This window comes from Collinsella sp. AM09-41 (genome assembly GCF_003473245.1).
Classification (GTDB): domain Bacteria; phylum Actinomycetota; class Coriobacteriia; order Coriobacteriales; family Coriobacteriaceae; genus Collinsella.
In genome coordinates this window covers 666269-683829 of record NZ_QRMJ01000001.1, presented here as the reverse complement: position 1 = coordinate 683829, position 17561 = coordinate 666269, and the positions used below count along the sequence as shown (strand labels likewise).

Annotated in this window: 17 protein-coding genes; 14 read left to right on the top strand and 3 right to left on the bottom strand. The window is 64.8% G+C overall.

The features are described from left to right. Window positions 1-299: 299 nt before the first annotated feature. The 10 genes from hisG to hisE all read left to right on the top strand — a co-directional run bounded on the left by hisG (window position 300) and on the right by hisE (window position 8577). Window positions 300-2015 (top strand): ATP phosphoribosyltransferase, encoded by a 1716-nt coding sequence (gene hisG, locus DW112_RS03055; protein ID WP_118328292.1) that lies wholly within the window; start codon window positions 300-302, stop codon window positions 2013-2015. A gap of 105 nt (window positions 2016-2120) precedes the next feature. Then, the gene (gene hisD / locus DW112_RS03050; protein ID WP_118328291.1) at window positions 2121-3557 is read left to right on the top strand and encodes a histidinol dehydrogenase; all 1437 of its coding nucleotides are present in this window, start codon (window positions 2121-2123) and stop codon (window positions 3555-3557) included. A 1-nt stretch (window position 3558) separates the two neighbouring features. After that, entirely contained in the window at window positions 3559-4674 is a 1116-nt protein-coding gene (hisC, locus tag DW112_RS03045; protein WP_118328290.1) for a histidinol-phosphate transaminase, read from the top strand. Further along, a complete protein-coding gene (gene hisB / locus DW112_RS03040) occupies window positions 4675-5262 on the top strand; it encodes an imidazoleglycerol-phosphate dehydratase HisB (protein ID WP_117802773.1) in 588 nt (195 codons plus the stop codon). It begins immediately after the preceding gene. A gap of 45 nt (window positions 5263-5307) precedes the next feature. Then, entirely contained in the window at window positions 5308-6009 is a 702-nt protein-coding gene (locus DW112_RS03035) for an imidazole glycerol phosphate synthase subunit HisH (RefSeq protein WP_118328289.1), read from the top strand. Then, a complete protein-coding gene (locus DW112_RS03030; protein ID WP_118328288.1) occupies window positions 6006-6749 on the top strand; it encodes a HisA/HisF-related TIM barrel protein in 744 nt (247 codons plus the stop codon). The genes DW112_RS03035 and DW112_RS03030 overlap by 4 nt, the downstream gene beginning before the upstream one ends. A gap of 3 nt (window positions 6750-6752) precedes the next feature. Next, window positions 6753-7535 carry an imidazole glycerol phosphate synthase subunit HisF gene (gene hisF / locus DW112_RS03025; RefSeq protein ID WP_117797557.1) on the top strand — a complete coding sequence of 261 codons (783 nt, stop codon included), beginning with the start codon at window positions 6753-6755 and terminating at the stop codon, window positions 7533-7535. A 143-nt stretch (window positions 7536-7678) separates the two neighbouring features. Further along, window positions 7679-8017 (top strand): phosphoribosyl-AMP cyclohydrolase, encoded by a 339-nt coding sequence (hisI, locus tag DW112_RS03020; protein ID WP_118328287.1) that lies wholly within the window; start codon window positions 7679-7681, stop codon window positions 8015-8017. Then, window positions 8017-8244, top strand: coding sequence for a hypothetical protein (locus DW112_RS03015; RefSeq protein ID WP_118237125.1), 228 nt, complete (start codon window positions 8017-8019; stop codon window positions 8242-8244). Before hisI ends, DW112_RS03015 begins: the two co-directional genes overlap by 1 nt. A gap of 15 nt (window positions 8245-8259) precedes the next feature. Further along, window positions 8260-8577 (top strand): phosphoribosyl-ATP diphosphatase, encoded by a 318-nt coding sequence (gene hisE / locus DW112_RS03010; RefSeq protein ID WP_117629974.1) that lies wholly within the window; start codon window positions 8260-8262, stop codon window positions 8575-8577. Between the two features lie 27 nt (window positions 8578-8604). Here the strand turns inward: hisE and DW112_RS03005 are convergent, their stop codons facing one another. From DW112_RS03005 to DW112_RS02995, 3 genes are all read right to left on the bottom strand, one after another. Further along, complete coding sequence (locus DW112_RS03005; RefSeq protein ID WP_117767024.1) at window positions 8605-9516, bottom strand: PHP domain-containing protein; 912 nt, start codon at window positions 9514-9516, stop codon at window positions 8605-8607. 120 nt (window positions 9517-9636) lie between these two features. Next, a complete protein-coding gene (locus tag DW112_RS03000) occupies window positions 9637-10056 on the bottom strand; it encodes a nitrous oxide-stimulated promoter family protein (protein ID WP_118328286.1) in 420 nt (139 codons plus the stop codon). After that, complete coding sequence (locus DW112_RS02995) at window positions 10056-13622, bottom strand: ATP-binding cassette domain-containing protein (protein ID WP_118328285.1); 3567 nt, start codon at window positions 13620-13622, stop codon at window positions 10056-10058. Before DW112_RS02995 ends, DW112_RS03000 begins: the two co-directional genes overlap by 1 nt. A 384-nt stretch (window positions 13623-14006) precedes the next feature. Between DW112_RS02995 and larC the strand changes: the two genes are divergently transcribed. The 4 genes from larC (at window position 14007) to eno (ending at window position 17437) form a co-directional block, all read left to right on the top strand. Continuing rightward, the gene (larC, locus tag DW112_RS02990) at window positions 14007-14492 is read left to right on the top strand and encodes a nickel insertion protein (RefSeq protein ID WP_233545845.1); all 486 of its coding nucleotides are present in this window, start codon (window positions 14007-14009) and stop codon (window positions 14490-14492) included. Window positions 14493-14547: 55 nt separating this feature from the next. Continuing rightward, entirely contained in the window at window positions 14548-15096 is a 549-nt protein-coding gene (gene yfcE, locus DW112_RS02985) for a phosphodiesterase (protein ID WP_118289222.1), read from the top strand. Window positions 15097-15098: 2 nt separating this feature from the next. After that, window positions 15099-15959, top strand: a complete 861-nt coding sequence (mazG, locus tag DW112_RS02980; RefSeq protein ID WP_118328283.1) for a nucleoside triphosphate pyrophosphohydrolase — start codon at window positions 15099-15101, stop codon at window positions 15957-15959. Window positions 15960-16147: 188 nt separating this feature from the next. After that, window positions 16148-17437 carry a phosphopyruvate hydratase gene (eno, locus tag DW112_RS02975; RefSeq protein WP_117564903.1) on the top strand — a complete coding sequence of 430 codons (1290 nt, stop codon included), beginning with the start codon at window positions 16148-16150 and terminating at the stop codon, window positions 17435-17437. Window positions 17438-17561: the final 124 nt, after the last annotated feature.

Sequence of the window (17561 nt, the reverse complement as noted above, 5' to 3'; positions counted from 1 at the left end):
TTTTGAGAAGTTCGCGGAGCCCACTTCTCAAAACAAAGCACGCCTCCCCGGCCCTCGTCTGTAAACTCTTCCGCTGAGCGAGCGGGAGCTCGGACGTTTTTTCGGATGGACTGTCGATGCCCTTCGCTGTAGAGGCGGGCCGCGGGCAATCCGTTCCAATGTTTCCAAATGAATACGCTGTGAGCCGTGAGAGACGATTCTCCCCGCAAGCACTCTAGTATGCTAAAGTACCCAGAAGACCGGCGGAGCTATGCCGGTCTTCTGCTCTATGTGAAACACAGCGTGAGGAGGCTCACCAGATGACGGCCACACCGTGGGGATTCCGGGACATATTGCCCGAGGAGGCTCAGGCGCGCGAGGAGATTGCGCTGACGGTGAAGGGCTGCTTCAGGGAGCATCATTACCTTCCGGTCGAGACGCCGCTGCTCGAGGACAAGGGCTCTCTCGAGGAGGGCGGCCGCATTGCGGACACCCCGTTTAAGCTCTTTGATGACGACGGTCGCCTGCTGGTGGTCCGTCCCGACAACACGCTGCCAATCGTGCGCTTGGTTTCGACCCGCATGCGCGCGGCCGATCTGCCGCTGCGCCTTCGCTACGAGGCGCCGGTGGTTCGCGAGTGCCAGCGCAATGCCGGCGGCTCGCGTCAGTTTACGCAGCTGGGCTTTGAGCTTATCGGTGCGGGCGATGCCGCGGGCGATGTCGAGATTGTCTCGCTGGTGGCGGAGGCTATGCGCAAGCTGGCGCTGCCCGATGCGCGCATTATCGCGGGCAGCGTGCGTCCGTTTAAGGAACTACTCGCGGCCTGTGAGGATCGCGAGCTGGCTGCCGAGGCATTGCGTTGCGTGCACGCCAACGACTTTGTGGGCCTCGATGCCCGTGTGGCGGCAAGCGCCGAGCCCGAGGCCGTCAAGGCCGCCATTAGCGAGCTGCCGCGCTTGCACGGCGGCGCCGAGGTATTCGACCGCGTCGACGCGCTGCTGGCGGCGGCGGGCATCGTCGCGCCGCTGACGCGCGAGATGCGTGCCCTGGTTGATGGTCTGGCTCCCGAGGACGCCCAGGTGCTGTCGTTCGACTTCTCCATCATGAACTCTTTCGATTACTACACGGGCCTGGTCTTTAAGGCCTATGCCGGCGGCCTGCCTGACCCGGTCGGTTCGGGCGGCCGCTACGACTCCATCTTTACCGGCGCATTTGGCGACGGCATCGAGGTGCCGGCGGCGGGTTTCGCCTTTTCGCTCGAGCGTCTGGAGGCCGCGCGCACCTCGGCCGAGGACGCCGCCCCCGATGGCGACCACGCCGTGGGCCGTGGCGCCGAGGGCCCGCTACGCATCGCCGTGCCCAAGGGCTCGCTCAAGGCCGACACGCTCGACGTGCTCGAGGCCGCGGGCTTGGATGTCTCGGAGCTGCGCGATCCCGGCCGTCACCTGATCGTGCGCGGCCGCGACACGCGTGCCGGCGAGGGCACGGTCGGCGATATCGAGTTTGTCATCGTGCGTCCCAGCGATGCGCCCGCCTTTGTGGGCTGCGGCGGTGCCGATTGCGGCATCTGCGGTTGGGACTCGCTTATCGAGGCAGACCTCAACCTGCTTCAGCTGGTCGATCTGGGTTACGGCCTGTGCACTTTCATTGAAGCGGAGCCCGCGTGGCGCGCTGGTCAGGCTGAGCGCAACTATGCCCGTCGCGGGTCGCTTCGCGTGGCCACCAAGTATCCGCGCATCGCGAGCGCCTGGTATGCCGAGCGCGGCGTGAACGCCGACATCGTTTCGCTGCACGGCAACATCGAGCTGGGCCCCATCGTCGGCATGACCGATCGCATCGTGGATATTACCGCCACGGGCGCCACGCTGCGCGATAACGACCTCGTTATTACTGGTTGCATCATGGACTGCACGGCCCGCTTCTTTGTCAATCCGGGTGCCGCACGTCTGGATCCGCGCGTACGCAATCTGGCAGATCGCTTGGCGGCAGCCGTGAAGGACAAGCATTTTGAGCCCGTTGCGGGCTCGGCACAATAGCGCGAGCACGCACGGGCGCCCCAACGTCCGGGCTGCGGGCCGACTGGTGCCGCCGTCCGGCCTCTCGTTTTTCGAACACAACCTCGACCGATAGGGGATACCGAAATGAAGACCATCAAGCTTGCTCCCGGTGAGCGCCTCGTTACCAACCAGCTCAACCGCAAGGGCGTGCTGCCGCAAAACATCGTCGACGCCGCCCGCGATATCGTGGCCAACGTGTGTGCCAACGGCGATGCCGCGGTGCGCGATTACTGCCAGCGTTTTGACGGTGTTGAGCTGCAGAGCTTCCGTCTTCCGCAAGAGCAGATCGATGCCGCGCTCGAAGGCCTCGATCCCGCTTTTGTCGCGGCGCTCGAAAAGGCTGCACGCCAGATTCGCGAGTTCCACCAGCGCGAGGTCGAGCAGAGCTGGTTTACCACGCGCCCGGACGGCACGATGCTCGGCGTTAAGGTGACCCCGCTTGCTGCGGCCGGTATCTACGTGCCGGGCGGTCGCGCGCAGTACCCCTCCACCGTGCTCATGAACGCCATTCCCGCCAAGGTGGCCGGCGTCAAACGCGTGGTCATGGTAACCCCGCCGCAAAAGGATGGACTGATTAGCCCGTATACGCTCGCGGCCGCCAAGCTCGGCGGCGTGGACGAGATCTATATGGTGGGCGGCGCCCAGGCCGTGGCCGCGCTGGCGTACGGTACTGAGACCATTCCGCGTGTCGACAAGATTACCGGCCCGGGTAACGCCTTTGTCGCCGCTGCCAAGCAGATTGTCTCGGGTGATGTGGGTATCGATATGGTCGCCGGTCCCTCCGAGGTTTGCGTGTTGGCCGATACCACGGCCAAGCCCATGGTAGTCGCGGCCGACCTGATGGCCCAGGCCGAGCACGATCCGCTGGCGGCCTGCTATCTGGTGACCTGCGACGAGCAGTTTGCGCGCGAGGTCGAGGCGGGTGTCGACATTCTGGTGGCGCAGTCCCCGCGCGCCGAGATCACACGCGCCTCGCTCGATAACGAAGGCGCCATCGTGGTAGCCGCCGACATGGCTGCCGCCGTCGAGGCCGTGAACACCGTGGCGCCCGAGCACCTTGAGCTGCACTGCAAGGATGCGATGGGCCTGCTCGGCGGCATTCGCAACGCCGGCGCCATCTTTGTGGGCGCTTGGAGCTCCGAGCCGCTCGGCGATTACGTCGCTGGCCCCAACCACACGTTGCCGACCGGCGGCACGGCCATGTTCTCTAACCCGCTTTCGGTCGAAGAGTTCGTCAAGCGCTCGAGTGTCATTTGCTATACACCCGAGGGCCTGCTCTCGGACGCTCCCGCCACACAGCGTCTAGCCGAGGCCGAGGGGCTGTGGGCACACGCGCTTTCGGCCGCACTGCGTCGCCGCATGTTGGAGCAGGGCGAGGGTGCCGTGAGCGCCGAGTCGCTCGCCGCGGCCGACCTGACCAAGGTTGCCTGGCCGGGCGACGCCGTGGAGACGGTTGCCGAGGGAGTGAACCTGGCGGCTGCAAGCGCGGATGTTGCCGGCGTGACCGGCGAGGAGGTCTAATATGGCCGAACTCACGCCGCGCATGAAGGAGCTCGTCCAGCCCTATCTGGCCGGCATTGAGCCCTACAATCCTAACTTTACGCCCACGCGCATCAATCTTTCGGCCAACGAGAACACCTATCCCGTGCCCGTCGGCGTGCGCGAGGCGGTTGATGCGGCCCTGGCTGCCACACCGCTCAACCGCTATCCCGATCCCATGTCGAACGACCTGCGCGACGAGCTTGCTGCCTGGCATGGCGTGACGCGCGAGAGCATCTGCGTGGGAAACGGCGGCGACGAGCTGCTCTATAACTATCTGCTGGCGTTTGGTGGCGCGGGGAGGACCCTGCTCAACTGCCCGCCGTGCTTTAGCGAGTATGCCTTCTTTGCGTCTCTGTGCCAGACCGAGGTGCGCGATGTGTGGCGCGACCCGGCGACCTTTGAGCTCGACCAGGCAGCCGTGCTTGCGGCGGCACCCGAGTGCAACCTGGCCATCGTGACCTCGCCCAATAACCCCACGGGCGACGTGGCACCGCTCGACTTTGTCGCGGCGCTGTGCGATGCGTGCCCCGGCATGGTCATGGTCGACGAGGCCTACGTTGAGTTTGCCGACGATTCGTTTGGCGCGGCCACCACGGCGCAGGGACTTATCGCCGAACATCCCAACCTGGTGATTCTGCATACGTTGTCCAAGGCGTTTGGCGCTGCCGGTACGCGTCTGGGTTACGTGATCGCGGCACCCGAAGTCATCGACGTGTTCGCGGCGATTCGCCAGATCTATTCGGTCAATGTGCTGAGCCAGGCGGCAGCACTTGCCTGCGTGCGTGCCCGCGATGCGTACGCGCCCGTGGTGGCACAGGTCGCATCCGAGCGCGAGCGCGAGCTGTGCGCCCTGCGCGCAATGGCTGCCGAGGGCCTGCCCGTGGAGGTATGGCCGAGCGCGGCGAACTTTGTGCTCGTGCGCACGCCGCATGCCACGCGCGTGCGCGAGCGTCTGCGCGACGAGTATTCAATTTTAGTGCGCGACTTTAGCTACGCGCCGGGGCTCGCGGACTGCCTGCGCATTACCGTGGGCACCCCACAGGAAAACGACGAGGTACTGGTTGCGTTTGCCGCGCTGGTGAAGGAGGAGATGTAGATGGGCCGTTATGCCGAGGTGACCCGCAAGACGGGGGAGACCGACATTGTCGTAAAGCTCGACCTGGACGGATCTGGCGTGTGCGATATCTCGACCGGCGTGCCGTTTTTCGACCACATGCTCAACGCCTTTGGCCGCCATGGTTTGTTCGATCTGACGGTGCACGCGGTGGGCGACGTTGAGGTCGACGCGCACCACACCGTCGAGGACACGGGCATTGTGCTGGGCGAGGCGTTTTGCCACGCGCTGGGCGACAAGGCGGGTATTACGCGCTTTGCCGACGCGGCGATTGCCATGGACGAGACGCTCGTGATGGCCGCCGTGGACATTTCGGGTCGCGGCCAGGCCTATTGCGAGCTGCCCGTGCCGACCGAGCGCGTGGGTAGCTTCGATACTGAGCTAGCCGTCGAGTTCTTCTATGCCTTTGCGCGCGACGCCAAGCTCACGCTGCACGTGCGCGAGCTGGCGGGCGGCAACTCGCATCACATTATCGAGGCCGCCTTTAAGGCCGTGGGCCGCACGATGCGTCATGCCTGCGAGCTCGATCCCCGCGTGCAGGGCATCCCCAGCACCAAGGGCTCGCTGTAACCTGCCAAAAAGGGACAGGTTTTGAATGGGAAAAGGGAGGGTCGCGTGGGCGAACCGAAGATCGTGGTGGTCGACTACCACAAGGGCAACTTGTCGAGCGTCGTGCGCGGGTTTGAGCGCGCCGGTGCCGCCGCCTGCACGTCGGACGATCCGGAGCAGGTCCGCAACGCCGACGGCCTGGTCATCCCGGGCGTGGGCGCGTTCTATGACGCGATCGCCTTTATGCGCCAGAGCGGCGAGGCGGACGCGGTGCTCGACGCCGTTGCTGCTGGAACTCCGCTGCTCGGCATCTGCCTGGGCCTTCAATTATTTTTTGAGCGCGGCAACGAGGGCGTGCCTGCGGACGAGGACGTGCCTGCGGAAGGCAACGCCCCCGAGCAGGCCGGTGGCCCCTGGGTCGATGGTCTGGGCATTATGCGCGGCTCGTGTACGCGCCTGGAGTCGAGCCGTCTGAAGGTCCCGCATGTGGGCTGGGATCAGGTGCACATGACGCCTGCCGGCGCGGCCGATCCGCTGCTCGCTGGTTTTGCCGAGGGTGCCAACATGTACTTCACCCACAGCTACGCGGTGGCCGACGACGCCGATGCCGCCGATGTGCTGGCGCGCACGCACTATACGCGGAGCTTCCCGTGCATCGTGCGCCATGGCAACGTGTGGGGTTGCCAGTTCCATCCCGAGAAATCCTCGGCGCTGGGACAGCGCATCCTTAAGAACTTCGTCAACATCGTCGAGGAGGCCGGCCGATGATCCTGTTCCCCGCAATCGATCTGATCGGCGGCAAGGTCGTGCGCCTGGAGCGCGGCGACCGCAGCCGCTGCAAGGTATATTCCGACGATCCCATAGCCGTTGCCCGCTCGTTTGCCGAGCATGGCACGAGCTGGGTGCACGTCGTCGACCTGTCCGCTGCCTTTGGCGAGGATGAGGACGCGTGCGCTGCCAACTCGGCGGCGATCGAGGCCATCTGCGGCATCGACGGTCTGTCCGTGGACGTGGGCGGCGGCGTTCGCTCGCTTGTACGCATCGACGAGCTGGCAGGCTACGGCGCACGCCGCATTGCGCTGGGCACCGTGCTGGTGACCGAGCCGGGTTTTGCCGAGGTGGCGGCCCAAGGCTTTGGCGAGCTGTTAGTGGCAGATATTGCCGCGCGCGACGGCCAGGTCAAGGTGAATGGCTGGCGCGACGGAGCGGGTGTGGCGCTCGACGATGCCGTGGCGCAGCTTTCCGAGCTGGGCTTTAAGCATCTGGTGTATACCGACATCGCGCGCGATGGCATGCAGACGGGCATCGATGTGGCGGCGTATCGCCATGTGGCCGAGGTCGCGGGATTTCCCATCGTGGCTTCGGGCGGCATCTCGACGCTCGACGACATCCGTGCGCTGGCCGCGGTGGGCGAGGGCGCGATTGAAGGTGCCATCACCGGCCGTGCGCTCTACGAGGGCAACTTTACGCTGGTACAGGCGTTGGCCGCCGCGCGAGGGGAGGAGTAGCCCATGCTTACCAAACGCGTCATTCCCTGCCTGGACGTTAAGGACGGCCGCGTGGTCAAGGGCGTCAACTTTGTGAGCCTGCGCGATGCGGGCGATCCGGTGGAGCTTGCCCGTGCCTACGATCGCGAGGGTGCGGACGAGGTCGTGTTCCTGGACATCACTGCCACGAGCGACAACCGTGCGACGACCATCGAGATGGCGGCGCATGCGGCCGAGGAGCTCGCCATTCCCTACACCGTGGGCGGTGGCTTTCGCGACCTTGCGGGCATGCGAACGATGGTGGCGGCCGGTGCCGACAAGGTATCGCTCAACTCTGCCGCCGTGCGCGACCCGTCGCTGATCAGCCAAGCTGCCGCGGCGTTTGGCAGCCAGGCCGTGGTCGTGGCGATCGATGCCAAGCGCGTCGGCCTGCCTGGGCAGCCGGATGCCGACAAGTGGGAGGTCTTTACCGCGGGAGGCCGCAATGCCACGGGTATCGACGCGGTGGCGTGGGCCGAGGAGGCGGCTCGCCGCGGCGCCGGCGAGATCTTGCTGACCAGCATGGACCGCGACGGCACCAAGGCCGGCTTTGACCTGGCACTCACCCGCGCCGTGGCGCGTGCGGTGCCGATTCCCGTCATCGCGAGCGGTGGCGTGGGCACGCTCGAGCATTTTGCCGAGGGCGTGATCGAGGGCGAAGCCGACGCCGTGCTGGCGGCCAGCGTCTTTCACTTTGGAACCTTCAGCATTCGCGAAGTCAAAGAATATATGGCCTCTCAAGGCATCCCTGTCAGGTTGGACTTCTAGCGCTGCGGCTTGCCCAGGCGCCCGACCTTCCGGCTCCAACCCTCCTCGCGTACTTTAAGTACGCGTCGTCGGGCTTGTCGCTCGGAATCTCGGGCACCTGGACAACCCTCGCCGACCTGCGAAGTTTGAATTTGGGGAGAGAAATGGAAGAGATAACCGATCCTTCAAAACTTACGTACGACGCCCGCGGGCTGATTCCTTGCGTGGTTCAGCAGTATGACACCGGTGAGGTGCTTATGGTTGCTTGGATGAACGAGGAATCGGTGGGGCTGACGCTCAAGACCGGGACCACGTGGTTTTGGAGTCGCAGCCGTCAGGAGCTCTGGAACAAGGGCGCGACGAGTGACAACATGCAGGAGGTCAAGGAGCTCTGGGCCGACTGCGATAGCGATACGCTGCTGGTCAAGGTGGACTCACCGGGCCCGGCCTGCCATACCGGCAACCGTACCTGCTTCTTTAAGCGCGTGGAAGGGGGAGTGTGATGAAAGTCGTGACGCCGTTCGAGGTCGCCGACTGCAACACCGAGCTCCTCCGCGCGGGCGTGCCATGCCGCGTGCACCTGACTGATGCCTGCGGGGCGCAGTCGCTTTGGCTCGAGGCCGAGAAGGAAAGGCTCAATGAGGCCCATGCCGTCATCGTCGAGTTCTTTGAGAAAAAGGGCGCAAAGCCTCGGTTCGATGAGACCGGTACCTACTTTACGCTGCAGTAACGAGAGGAAATAACCATGGGAGTCAGAACAGCTAACGTGCAGCCGGGAAACATCGGTGAGACGCTGACGGGACTGGCCGAGGTGATTCACGGCCGTCGCGATGCGCCGCCGCAGGAGAGCTATACCGCGCGTCTGCTGACCGACGTCGAGGACGAGCTTCTCAAGAAGCTTGCCGAGGAGGCGAGCGAGGTGATCATGGCCTGCAAGGATAACGACCACGATCACATCCGCTACGAGGCCGGCGACCTGATCTACCACCTGCTCGTGACGCTCGAGCGCTACGGCATCACCCTCGACGAACTGGCCGGCGAACTCAACGCCCGCCGCCACTAGTCATTGGGGACGTTCTTAAACGACTAGTTAGGCGAGGGGCGTGGATTCCCATTCGCCGGTGGGGTGGGGGATATCGAAGGCCCGGTAGCCGCAGTCGTAGGCGTGGGCCTGGGCCTCGCGGATGTTCCAGCAGATGTCGCAGGCGCGGTGCGCGTCCGAGCCAAAGGTGATGGGCACCTCGGCATGGGCGAAGCGGCGCAACAGCCCGGTCGCGGGGTAGTAATCGTCGAGCCCCTTGCGCGGTGCGGCGGTCGAGACCTCAACGCGGCGACCCGTATCGTGGGCGCATTCGGCCATCTGCTCCCAAAACGGCGCGGGGTCAAAGTCGGGTGCAAAGCCGTCCTTCGAAAAGCGCATGACCAGGTCGGGATGGGCCATCGCGTCAAAGTTGAGTGAGCTTTCGCAAGCACGGCACCAGTCGTCGACGTAGCACTCCCACACGCCGCGCACGCCTAAGTTTTCCCAAACATGCAAGTTGGTATCGTCGTCGATCCAACCGCAAAGGGAATCGGGTGTATCGGGGCGCGCGACGTCCTCTGTCCCTGCCGTGCCCGCGGCGCCTGCCGCAATATCGCCCGGGTTGCCAATCCAGTGCACGCTGCCCAGACGTACGACGGCGCCCTGGGACCAGTGCTCTACCAAGGGCTCGCAGCCCTCGTACCAATCGCATTCAAAACCGTAGATAAAGGTGAGCTCCGGCGCAATCTGCGCGGCGAGTTTGCGGGCGTCCTCAAAGGCCAAACGATGTGCCGGCAAGTCGCCCTCGACGACCTGCACCTCGCAGTTAGCATCCATACTGGCGGGCAGGGTAAGGTGGTCGGTCGAGACCATGACGCGGCAGCCGGCGGCAGCAGCGGCACGGACGTTGTCCTCGAACGAGGCGTGCCCGTCCGAGAACGAGGTATGAGTATGGCAATCGACCAGCGGGCAGGCGGGCATGGCGACTCCTTTGCATTTGGTGAATCCGCTCCATTGTAATGGTGCAGCTCTCAACACGCCGCGCACGCCGGGTGCCGAAATCGAGTGGAAAGGCGGGGCGGCGCGTGCCGGCGCCGGCGACTACTTGCTTCGTGCCGCCGCGCGTTTGGCCTGCACTGTTACCATCGCGTGTCTCACGGCGGTGATGGGGCGATAGCGGATCATACGCGGTCCCGACCAACGCATAACCTCGCGGATCTTCTCGCGCATGGCAGGCCGGTAACAATGCGAAGGACATGCCGAGCAAAATGTCTTGGTGCCCATGTGCGGGCAGTGCTCAATGCGCGCGATGGCGTATTTCTGCAGCTCGGCGCATTCGGGGCAGAGCGTAATGGTTCGAAGGCCGAGTTTCACGCGCACGGACTCATCGTCGCCAGCCTGTTCGACCACATGCCCGCCGCCATGATGCCCACGACACCACAGCGCAATCATCTGCGACACCATTTGGGCCTCACGCTCACGTTTGCGTGCTAGCTCCGGTGTGTCGACTGGGCGCGCCATTAGCTCAGCCTCCCATGCTCGACCGAAAGCGAGAAATCGGCAAACGCGCAGGTGCTGGCACGGTGGCTCACGAGCACAATGGTCTTGCCGCGGCGCTTGAGCTCGTCGATTGCCTGCATCACGGACGCCTCGTTGAGAGCATCGAGCGCGCTGGTGGGTTCGTCGAGCAAGATGAAGGGTGCGTCGTTGAGGAAGATGCGCGCAAGGCCGATGCGCTGGCGCTCGCCGCCCGAAAGCGAGTCGCCCAGCTCGGCAACGGGCGTGTCGAGTCCCTGCGGCAGACGGTCGATGAGCGTGGTGAGTGAGGCGGAGCGGCAAGCGTCGAGCAGCTCGGCATCGGTGGCGTTGGCGTGCGCGACCAGCAGGTTCTCGCGTACGGTGCCGCAGAACAGATGCGTGTCCTGGGTCATATAGGCCTCGTGGCTGCGCAGGCTCGCCGTGTTGATGTGGCGGGCATCGACGCCGCTCACCGTGATGGTGCCGGCTGCGGGGTCCCAAAAGCGCATGAGCAGCTTAAGCAGCGTCGACTTGCCCGAACCCGAGCGCCCCATGATGCAGGTCATGGTACCGGGCGCAAAGGTGCAGGTCACGTCGTCGAGGATGAGACTCGCAGCGGTGTCGTTCGCGACCTGCTCTGTGGCGCCCGCACCGCCCGCGTCCACGCCGCCCACATAGCTAAAGCTCACATGCTCGGCTGCGGCGCCGGCAAACTCAACGTTCTGTCCATCGGCGACCTCGGCGCACTGGGGCTGCTCGTCGAGCAAATCGAGCACGCGTGCGCCCGAGGCGAGCGTCTCCTGCAGTGAGGCGCCCAGGCGGCTCACGGCCATCACCGAGCCAAACGACGACACAAAGGTAAAGACGGCGACAAACGCCGCGGCAAAATCAATCGTTCCCGCAGAAACCAGCTGCAGCGCACGCTCGAGCATCACCAGATTGGCCGCAAGAATAAGCGCATCGGCTACGGCCTCGCTGGCCGCCTGGCGGCGCTTGAGGCGCGCGTCCACGGCGCCGACTTGCTCGGTCAGCTTGCCCAGGGCACGGCTGCGATCGGCGCCACCGGCAAACTGGATAGTCTCGGACGCGCCGCGTAGACTGTCGAGCACAAAGGCACCCAGCTTACCGGCGCCCTCGCGGCTCTGGCGGCCGGTGGTGCCGCACGCCTTGGCCGAGGTCAGGGGCAGCAGCACGCCCAGGACCGCGTAGGCCACGAGCGCGATGCCCGCGAGCTCGGGGCTCACAGCCAGCAAAAAGCCCTCAAACACAACGGTGCAGACCAGAGCGATGGCAATGGGCGAGATGGTGTGCGCGTAGAAGACCTCGAGCAGCTCGATATCCGAGGTGACCAGGCTCACGAGCTCGCCCTTGCCGCGGCCCTCGAGCTTGGCGGGGGCGAGCTGGCGCAGGGCGCCAAACACCAGGTCGCGAATGTGCGCGAGCAGGCGAAACGCGATGTAATGGTTGCAGAGCTGCTCGCCGTAGTGGAGCGGCCCGCGTGCGATGCCGCAGGCGGCACAGGCCGCGCATGCTGCGATCAGACCAAGCCCCAAGGCGTTGCGGCCCAGCGCGGCCATAAGGCCAAGGGCGCCAAAGGCCGGCACGAACGCGGCGGTGAGCATACCAATGCTGCCCAGCGCGACGGCTAGCACAAGCCAGCCGGCAAGCGGTCGGACGAGCCCCATCATGCGCCATATGATGGACGGCGCCGAGCGACGGGCGCGGCCGGAGTCAGGCGCCGCGGTAGCGGAAGATGAGCCGGCACCGTTGAGGCCATCGGTACGGGCAGTACTGCCGCCAACAGCCTCAACCGCGCCGGCATCCTCGGCATCATCCTCCGCATACGCATATGCCGAGAGCTGCTCCTGGCTGTTCCACATGCGCGCATAGGCGCCCGCGTCCGACAGGAGCTCATCATGGGTGCCGCGCTCGGCAATGCGACCGCGCTCCAGCACCAGAATCTGATCGGCGTCCACGATTGTCGACAGGCGATGCGCCACCACGATTACGGTGTGCTCGCCGGCGAGCGATGCAATGACCTCGCCGATTGCGGCTTCGCTTGTGGCATCGACGTTGCTCGTCGCCTCGTCAAACACATAGATCGGCGAGTCGTGCAGCAGGGCGCGTGCCATGCACACGCGCTGGCGCTGGCCACCCGAAAGGTTGGTGCCGCCCTCGTTAATCACCATGTCGAGCCCGCCGTTGGCCTGCACAAAGGCCGCCACGCGCGTGCGGCCGAGCGCGCGCAAAAGCTCGGCGTCGGTGGCGTTGGGCTGGGCGAGCAGCAGGTTGTCGCGCAGGGTGCCGGCAAACAGGTAGCCGTTGGTGGGCACCAGGGTGACGGCACGCATGAGTGAGGCGGCCGTGGCATCGCGCAGCTCGACGCCGCCAATGCGAACGCTGCCACGGTAGGCACCCTTGCGGCCCGCGATAATCCCCGCGAGCGTGGACTTGCCGCCGCCGCTTTCGCCCACGAGTGCCACGAGCGAGCCGTGCGCAATGGTCGCGCTGGCGCTGTCCAGCACCGTGCGGTTGCCGTATGCATGGCTCACGCCCGCGAGCTCGATATCGCCGCGACCGTCAAGCTCAACATCGCCGCGCTCGGGCTCGGGCGTATCCAAAATGCCAAACATGCGGCGCGAGGCGGCCATGCCGTTCATAGCCGTGTGGAACAGCGATCCCAGGCGGCGCATGGGCAAAAAGAACTCCTGCGACAGAAAGACGATGAGGAAGGCAGCCTCAAAGCCAATCTTGCCCGTGGCGAGCTGCAGCGCGGCTACGATAATGCCGAGCGCGGCGCCCATATAGACGACCAGGTCCATAACGCAAATGGAGCGCAGCTGCATCACCAGCAGGCGCATGGTCGCTGTGCGGAAACGCTCGGACTCGGCGTTGATGCGCTCGTGCCAGCTGCGATCGGCCTGGTAGACCTTAAGGGTGGTGAGACCCTGCACGGCCTCCAGGAACATGCCGCCAAGATCGACATAGCTGCCCCAGTACTCGGCACCGATCTTTTTGGCGTTGCGCATGACCATCATGATGGAGACGGGGATGACCGGAACGCAGGCGAGCAGCAGCGCGGCGGGAAGACCCGCTTGGCCCACGAGCAGTACAAACAGCGTGATGGGTGCCAAGCCGGCAAAGAAGAGCTGCGGCAGGTAACCGCCAAAGTACACCTGGAGTTGCGTGGCGCCCTCGACGCTGGTCTGGACGGCCTCGGCGGTGGGGACGGTCTCGGTGTAGGAGGGGCCGAGTGCGGTGAGCTTGTCGTAGACGAGCGAGCGCACGCGGCGGACGGCCTCGAACGCGGCCTTGTCACCGGTGCGCTGCGCCAGGTAGATGGCGGCGGCACGCGCGATGATGGCGGCGGCGAGCGGCAAGGCCGCCTGTGCGAGGGCATCGACGGCGAGCGCGGCGGAAAGGCCGTCCGTGACGATGCCGCCCAAGATGCGCGCAAGCACCCACATCACCGTGATGTTTGCCATGAGCGCGATCCACTTAAACAGGACGCTTGCCATAATGTAGGGCGTTGCCTGCGGAACCAGGGAGAAGAGCCGCTTCTCGAACATGAAACCTCCTATGCCGTAACGGTGCCGGTCGGGGTCCTCGGCAGCCGCTTAGTTAGCCAAATGCAACTAGAGTAGCATCGTGCAGCCTGTAAGTATGCCGAGGGTAATTTTTTGGCCGATGAACTGCGTGGAAAGTTCAAAATTGTTGAGTGTAGTGAACTTTGTGGTGGACGGAGTGCGAGCGCAATTCTGATCGTGCGCGGCCCCGCTCCAAAACATGTACATCAGCCTCCAAAAGCTGCAAAAAATGACATGTTTGGAGGCTGGCGTACATGTTTGGATAGGGGCGAGGGCGGCGACGGACGAAAGTCACGCTTGCGCCACGTCCGATGTGCTAGCGTTTGGGTGAATAAAACGAGCCCGTGCGGAAAGGATCCGGACCGTATGCAACGTGGAAGTACATCTCCGCTGTCTCGCGAGACCGATGCACCCGAAACTATCGTCAAGCTGGAGTGCGACATCGATGATGCGTCGCCCGAGGTACTCGCCTATGCCGCTGACCGCCTGCGCGAGGCCGGCGCCCGCGAGGTGCACTGGCTGCCCCTCTACTGCAAAAAAGGCCGCCCCGGCTGGCAGTTGCAGGTGATCTGCTCACACGAGGATATCGAGCGCCTGCAGACGATTATCTTTTTGGAGACCACGACCAACGCCATTCGTCGCCAGGTGATGGAACGCGTTTGCCTGCCGCGCCGATTCGAGCAGGTGACAACGCCTTGGGGCGAGGTATCCGTTAAGGTGGCCACCCTGCCCGACGGCAGCGAGCGCGCGGCACCCGAGTACGAGGATTGTGCCCGTCTTGCCCGCGAGCACAACGCGCCGCTCCAGCGCGTGATGCAGGCGGCTCAGAGCGCGGCGCTGCGATTTGAGTGATGCGGGCGAGTGACGTGCCGCGCCAATCCAATTAACCCCACCGAAAGGACTCCCCATGAAATACCTCATCGCTTCCGACATCCATGGCTCGGCATACTGGGCCGAGCGCCTCTGCACTGCCATCGAATCCGAACAGCCCGACCGCATTGTGCTGCTGGGCGACCTGCTCTACCACGGCCCGCGTAACGACCTGCCGCGCGACTACGCCCCCAAACGCGTGATTCCGCTGCTCAACGCCCTGGCCGACCGCATCATCGCGGTGCGCGGCAACTGCGACGCCGAGGTCGACCAGATGGTCCTCGACTTCCCCGTCATGGCTGACTACGCCACACTATTCGACGAGACCGGACGTGAACTGTTCCTGACGCACGGCCACGTCTTTGGCGCCGGCATGCATAACAGCGTTGACCACGCGCCCGCGCTGCCCGAGGGCTCCGCGCTCGTCTACGGCCATACGCACATCAAGGTTAACGAGGAAAGCGCCGCGCACCCGGGTCTGTGGCTCTTCAATCCCGGCAGCGTGAGCATCCCCAAGGACGGCACACATAGCTACGGCGTCTACGAGGGCGGCGCGTTCCGCCATGTGATCATGGGGGAGGACTAACCATGGCCGAGCATATGGCTCAGCAAAATGCCGAGGGTTCGCGCGACCTGTCCACGCTGGTAGACGCGTCGGCCGAGCTGCAGCATCTGGTGCAGACCATCTGGCGCCTGCGTCAGCCCGACGGCTGCCCGTGGGACCGCGAGCAGACGCACCGCAGCATTGGCAAGAACATGATCGAGGAAGCCTACGAGGCGCTCGACTGCATCGAGGCCGACGACGCGGCACACCTGCGCGAGGAGTTGGGCGACGTGCTCATGCAGGTCGTACTGCATGCGCAGATTGCGGCGGATGCCGGCGAGTTTTCGCTGGCCGATGTGGCGCGCGATATCGACGCCAAGCTCATCCGTCGTCACCCGCACGTGTTTGGCGATGCGGATGCCGAGAGCTCCGACGAGGTGCTCAAGATCTGGGACGAGGTCAAACTTGCCGAGAAGGCTGCCAAGGACAAGGCCGTGGCGGCAGGCGAGGCCGCACCCGAGGGTCTACTCGACGGCGTGCCCACGCACCTGCCGGCGCTGATGCAGGCCCAGAAGGTGTCGCGCAAGGCGGCTGCCGTGGGCTTTGAGTGGGAGACGGTCCAGGACGTGTGGGACGAGGTCGCTGAGGAGCGTGCCGAGTTTGAGGCCGAGGCTCCCGGCTCGCCCGAGCGCGAGATGGAGTTTGGCGACCTGCTCTTTGCCCTGGTCAACGTTGCGCGCAAGGAGGGAATCGACGCCGAGAGCGCCCTGCGTGCCAGCACGGCAAAGTTCCGCCGCCGCTGGGCCGCGATGGAGCAGATGGCGGCCGACGCCCACGTGGATCTGGCCGAGCTTTCGACCCACGGCCTCAATGACCTCTGGGATGCCGCAAAGGCAGAGGAGTAAGACTGCGGGGGCGACGGGACGGACTTTCTCATCGCCCCCATTATTTTTCAAAAAGATTGTATCCCTTGGCTAACTTAGGGCATAATGCAAAAAGTGCGATAAGGCTAACTTATGAACCTGCGCGCCACTGTAGCGTGCAAGCCGTGTCGCCAAGCATTCAACCCGTTTCCAAGTGAGAGGGAGACAACATGAGCGATATTTTGGATGTCTACGGTCGCGAGGTACTCGACAGCCGCGGCAACCCCACCGTCGAGGTCGAGGTCGTGCTCGAGGACGGCAGCTTCGGCCGCGCGATGGTGCCTTCGGGCGCTTCGACCGGCGCCTTTGAGGCATGCGAGCTGCGCGATGGCGACAAGGGCCGCTACCTGGGCAAGGGCGTTTCGCAGGCCGTCGAGCACGTCAATAACGAGTGCGCTAACGCCGTCGTGGGCCTCGACGCCTTCGACCAGCGCGCCGTCGATGCCGCGCTGATTGCCGCGGACGGTACCCCCAACAAGACCAAGCTCGGTGCCAACGCCATCCTGGGCGTGTCGCTGGCCGTCGCCCGCGCCGCTGCCGAGTCGGCGGGTCTTTCGCTGTACCAGTACCTGGGCGGCGTCAACGCCCATCTGCTGCCCACGCCCATGATGAACATCCTCAACGGCGGCGTGCATGCCGACAATAACGTCGACTTCCAGGAGTTCATGATCATGCCGGTGGGCGCCCCGAGCTTTGCCGAGGGCCTGCGTTGGTGCGCCGAGGTCTACCACACCCTCAAGGGCGTGCTGCACGAGGCGGGCCTGGGCGGCGGCGTGGGCGACGAGGGCGGCTTTGCGCCCAACCTCAAGACCAATGCCGAGCCGTTCGAGTACATTACCAAGGCCGTCGAGAAGGCTGGCTTTAAGCCCGGCGTCGACTTCATGTACGCCATGGACCCGGCCTCGACCGAGTTCTACAACGCCGAAACCGGCATGTACGAGCTCAAGGGCGAGGGCGTGGAGTACACGAGTGCCCAGATGGTTGATTACTGGGAGAAGCTCGTCGACACCTATCCCATCATCTCCATCGAGGACGGCATGGCCGAGGAGGACTGGGACGGTTGGGTTGAGCTTACCCGCCGCATTGGCAACAAGGTGCAGCTGGTGGGCGACGACCTGTTCGTCACCAACACCGAGCGCCTCAAGAAGGGCATCGAGCTGGGTGCCGCCAACGCGATCCTGGTCAAGGTCAACCAGATCGGCACGCTCACCGAGTCGCTCGAGGCCATCGAGACCGCCAAGGAGGCCGGTTACGCCTGCATCGTGAGCCACCGCTCCGGCGAGACCGAGGACTCCACGATCGCCGACCTGGTCGTGGGCGTCAACGCCGGCCAGATCAAGTCGGGCGCCCCGTGCCGTAGCGACCGTATCGCCAAGTACAACCAGCTCATTCGCATCGAGGACGAGCTCGAGGGCAGCGCGCGCTACGCCGGCAAGGCCGCGTTCTACAACATTCGCTAAACGGGCGAATTTGGCGAGGGGGAGGCTGACTCGGTTCCGCCCCGCCTTGGCTGGACGCCGCAAAGCGCTGTGGGCGCTGGGCTATATGGCTCAGCGCCTTTTTTATGACGAGCAAAGGCTGGCG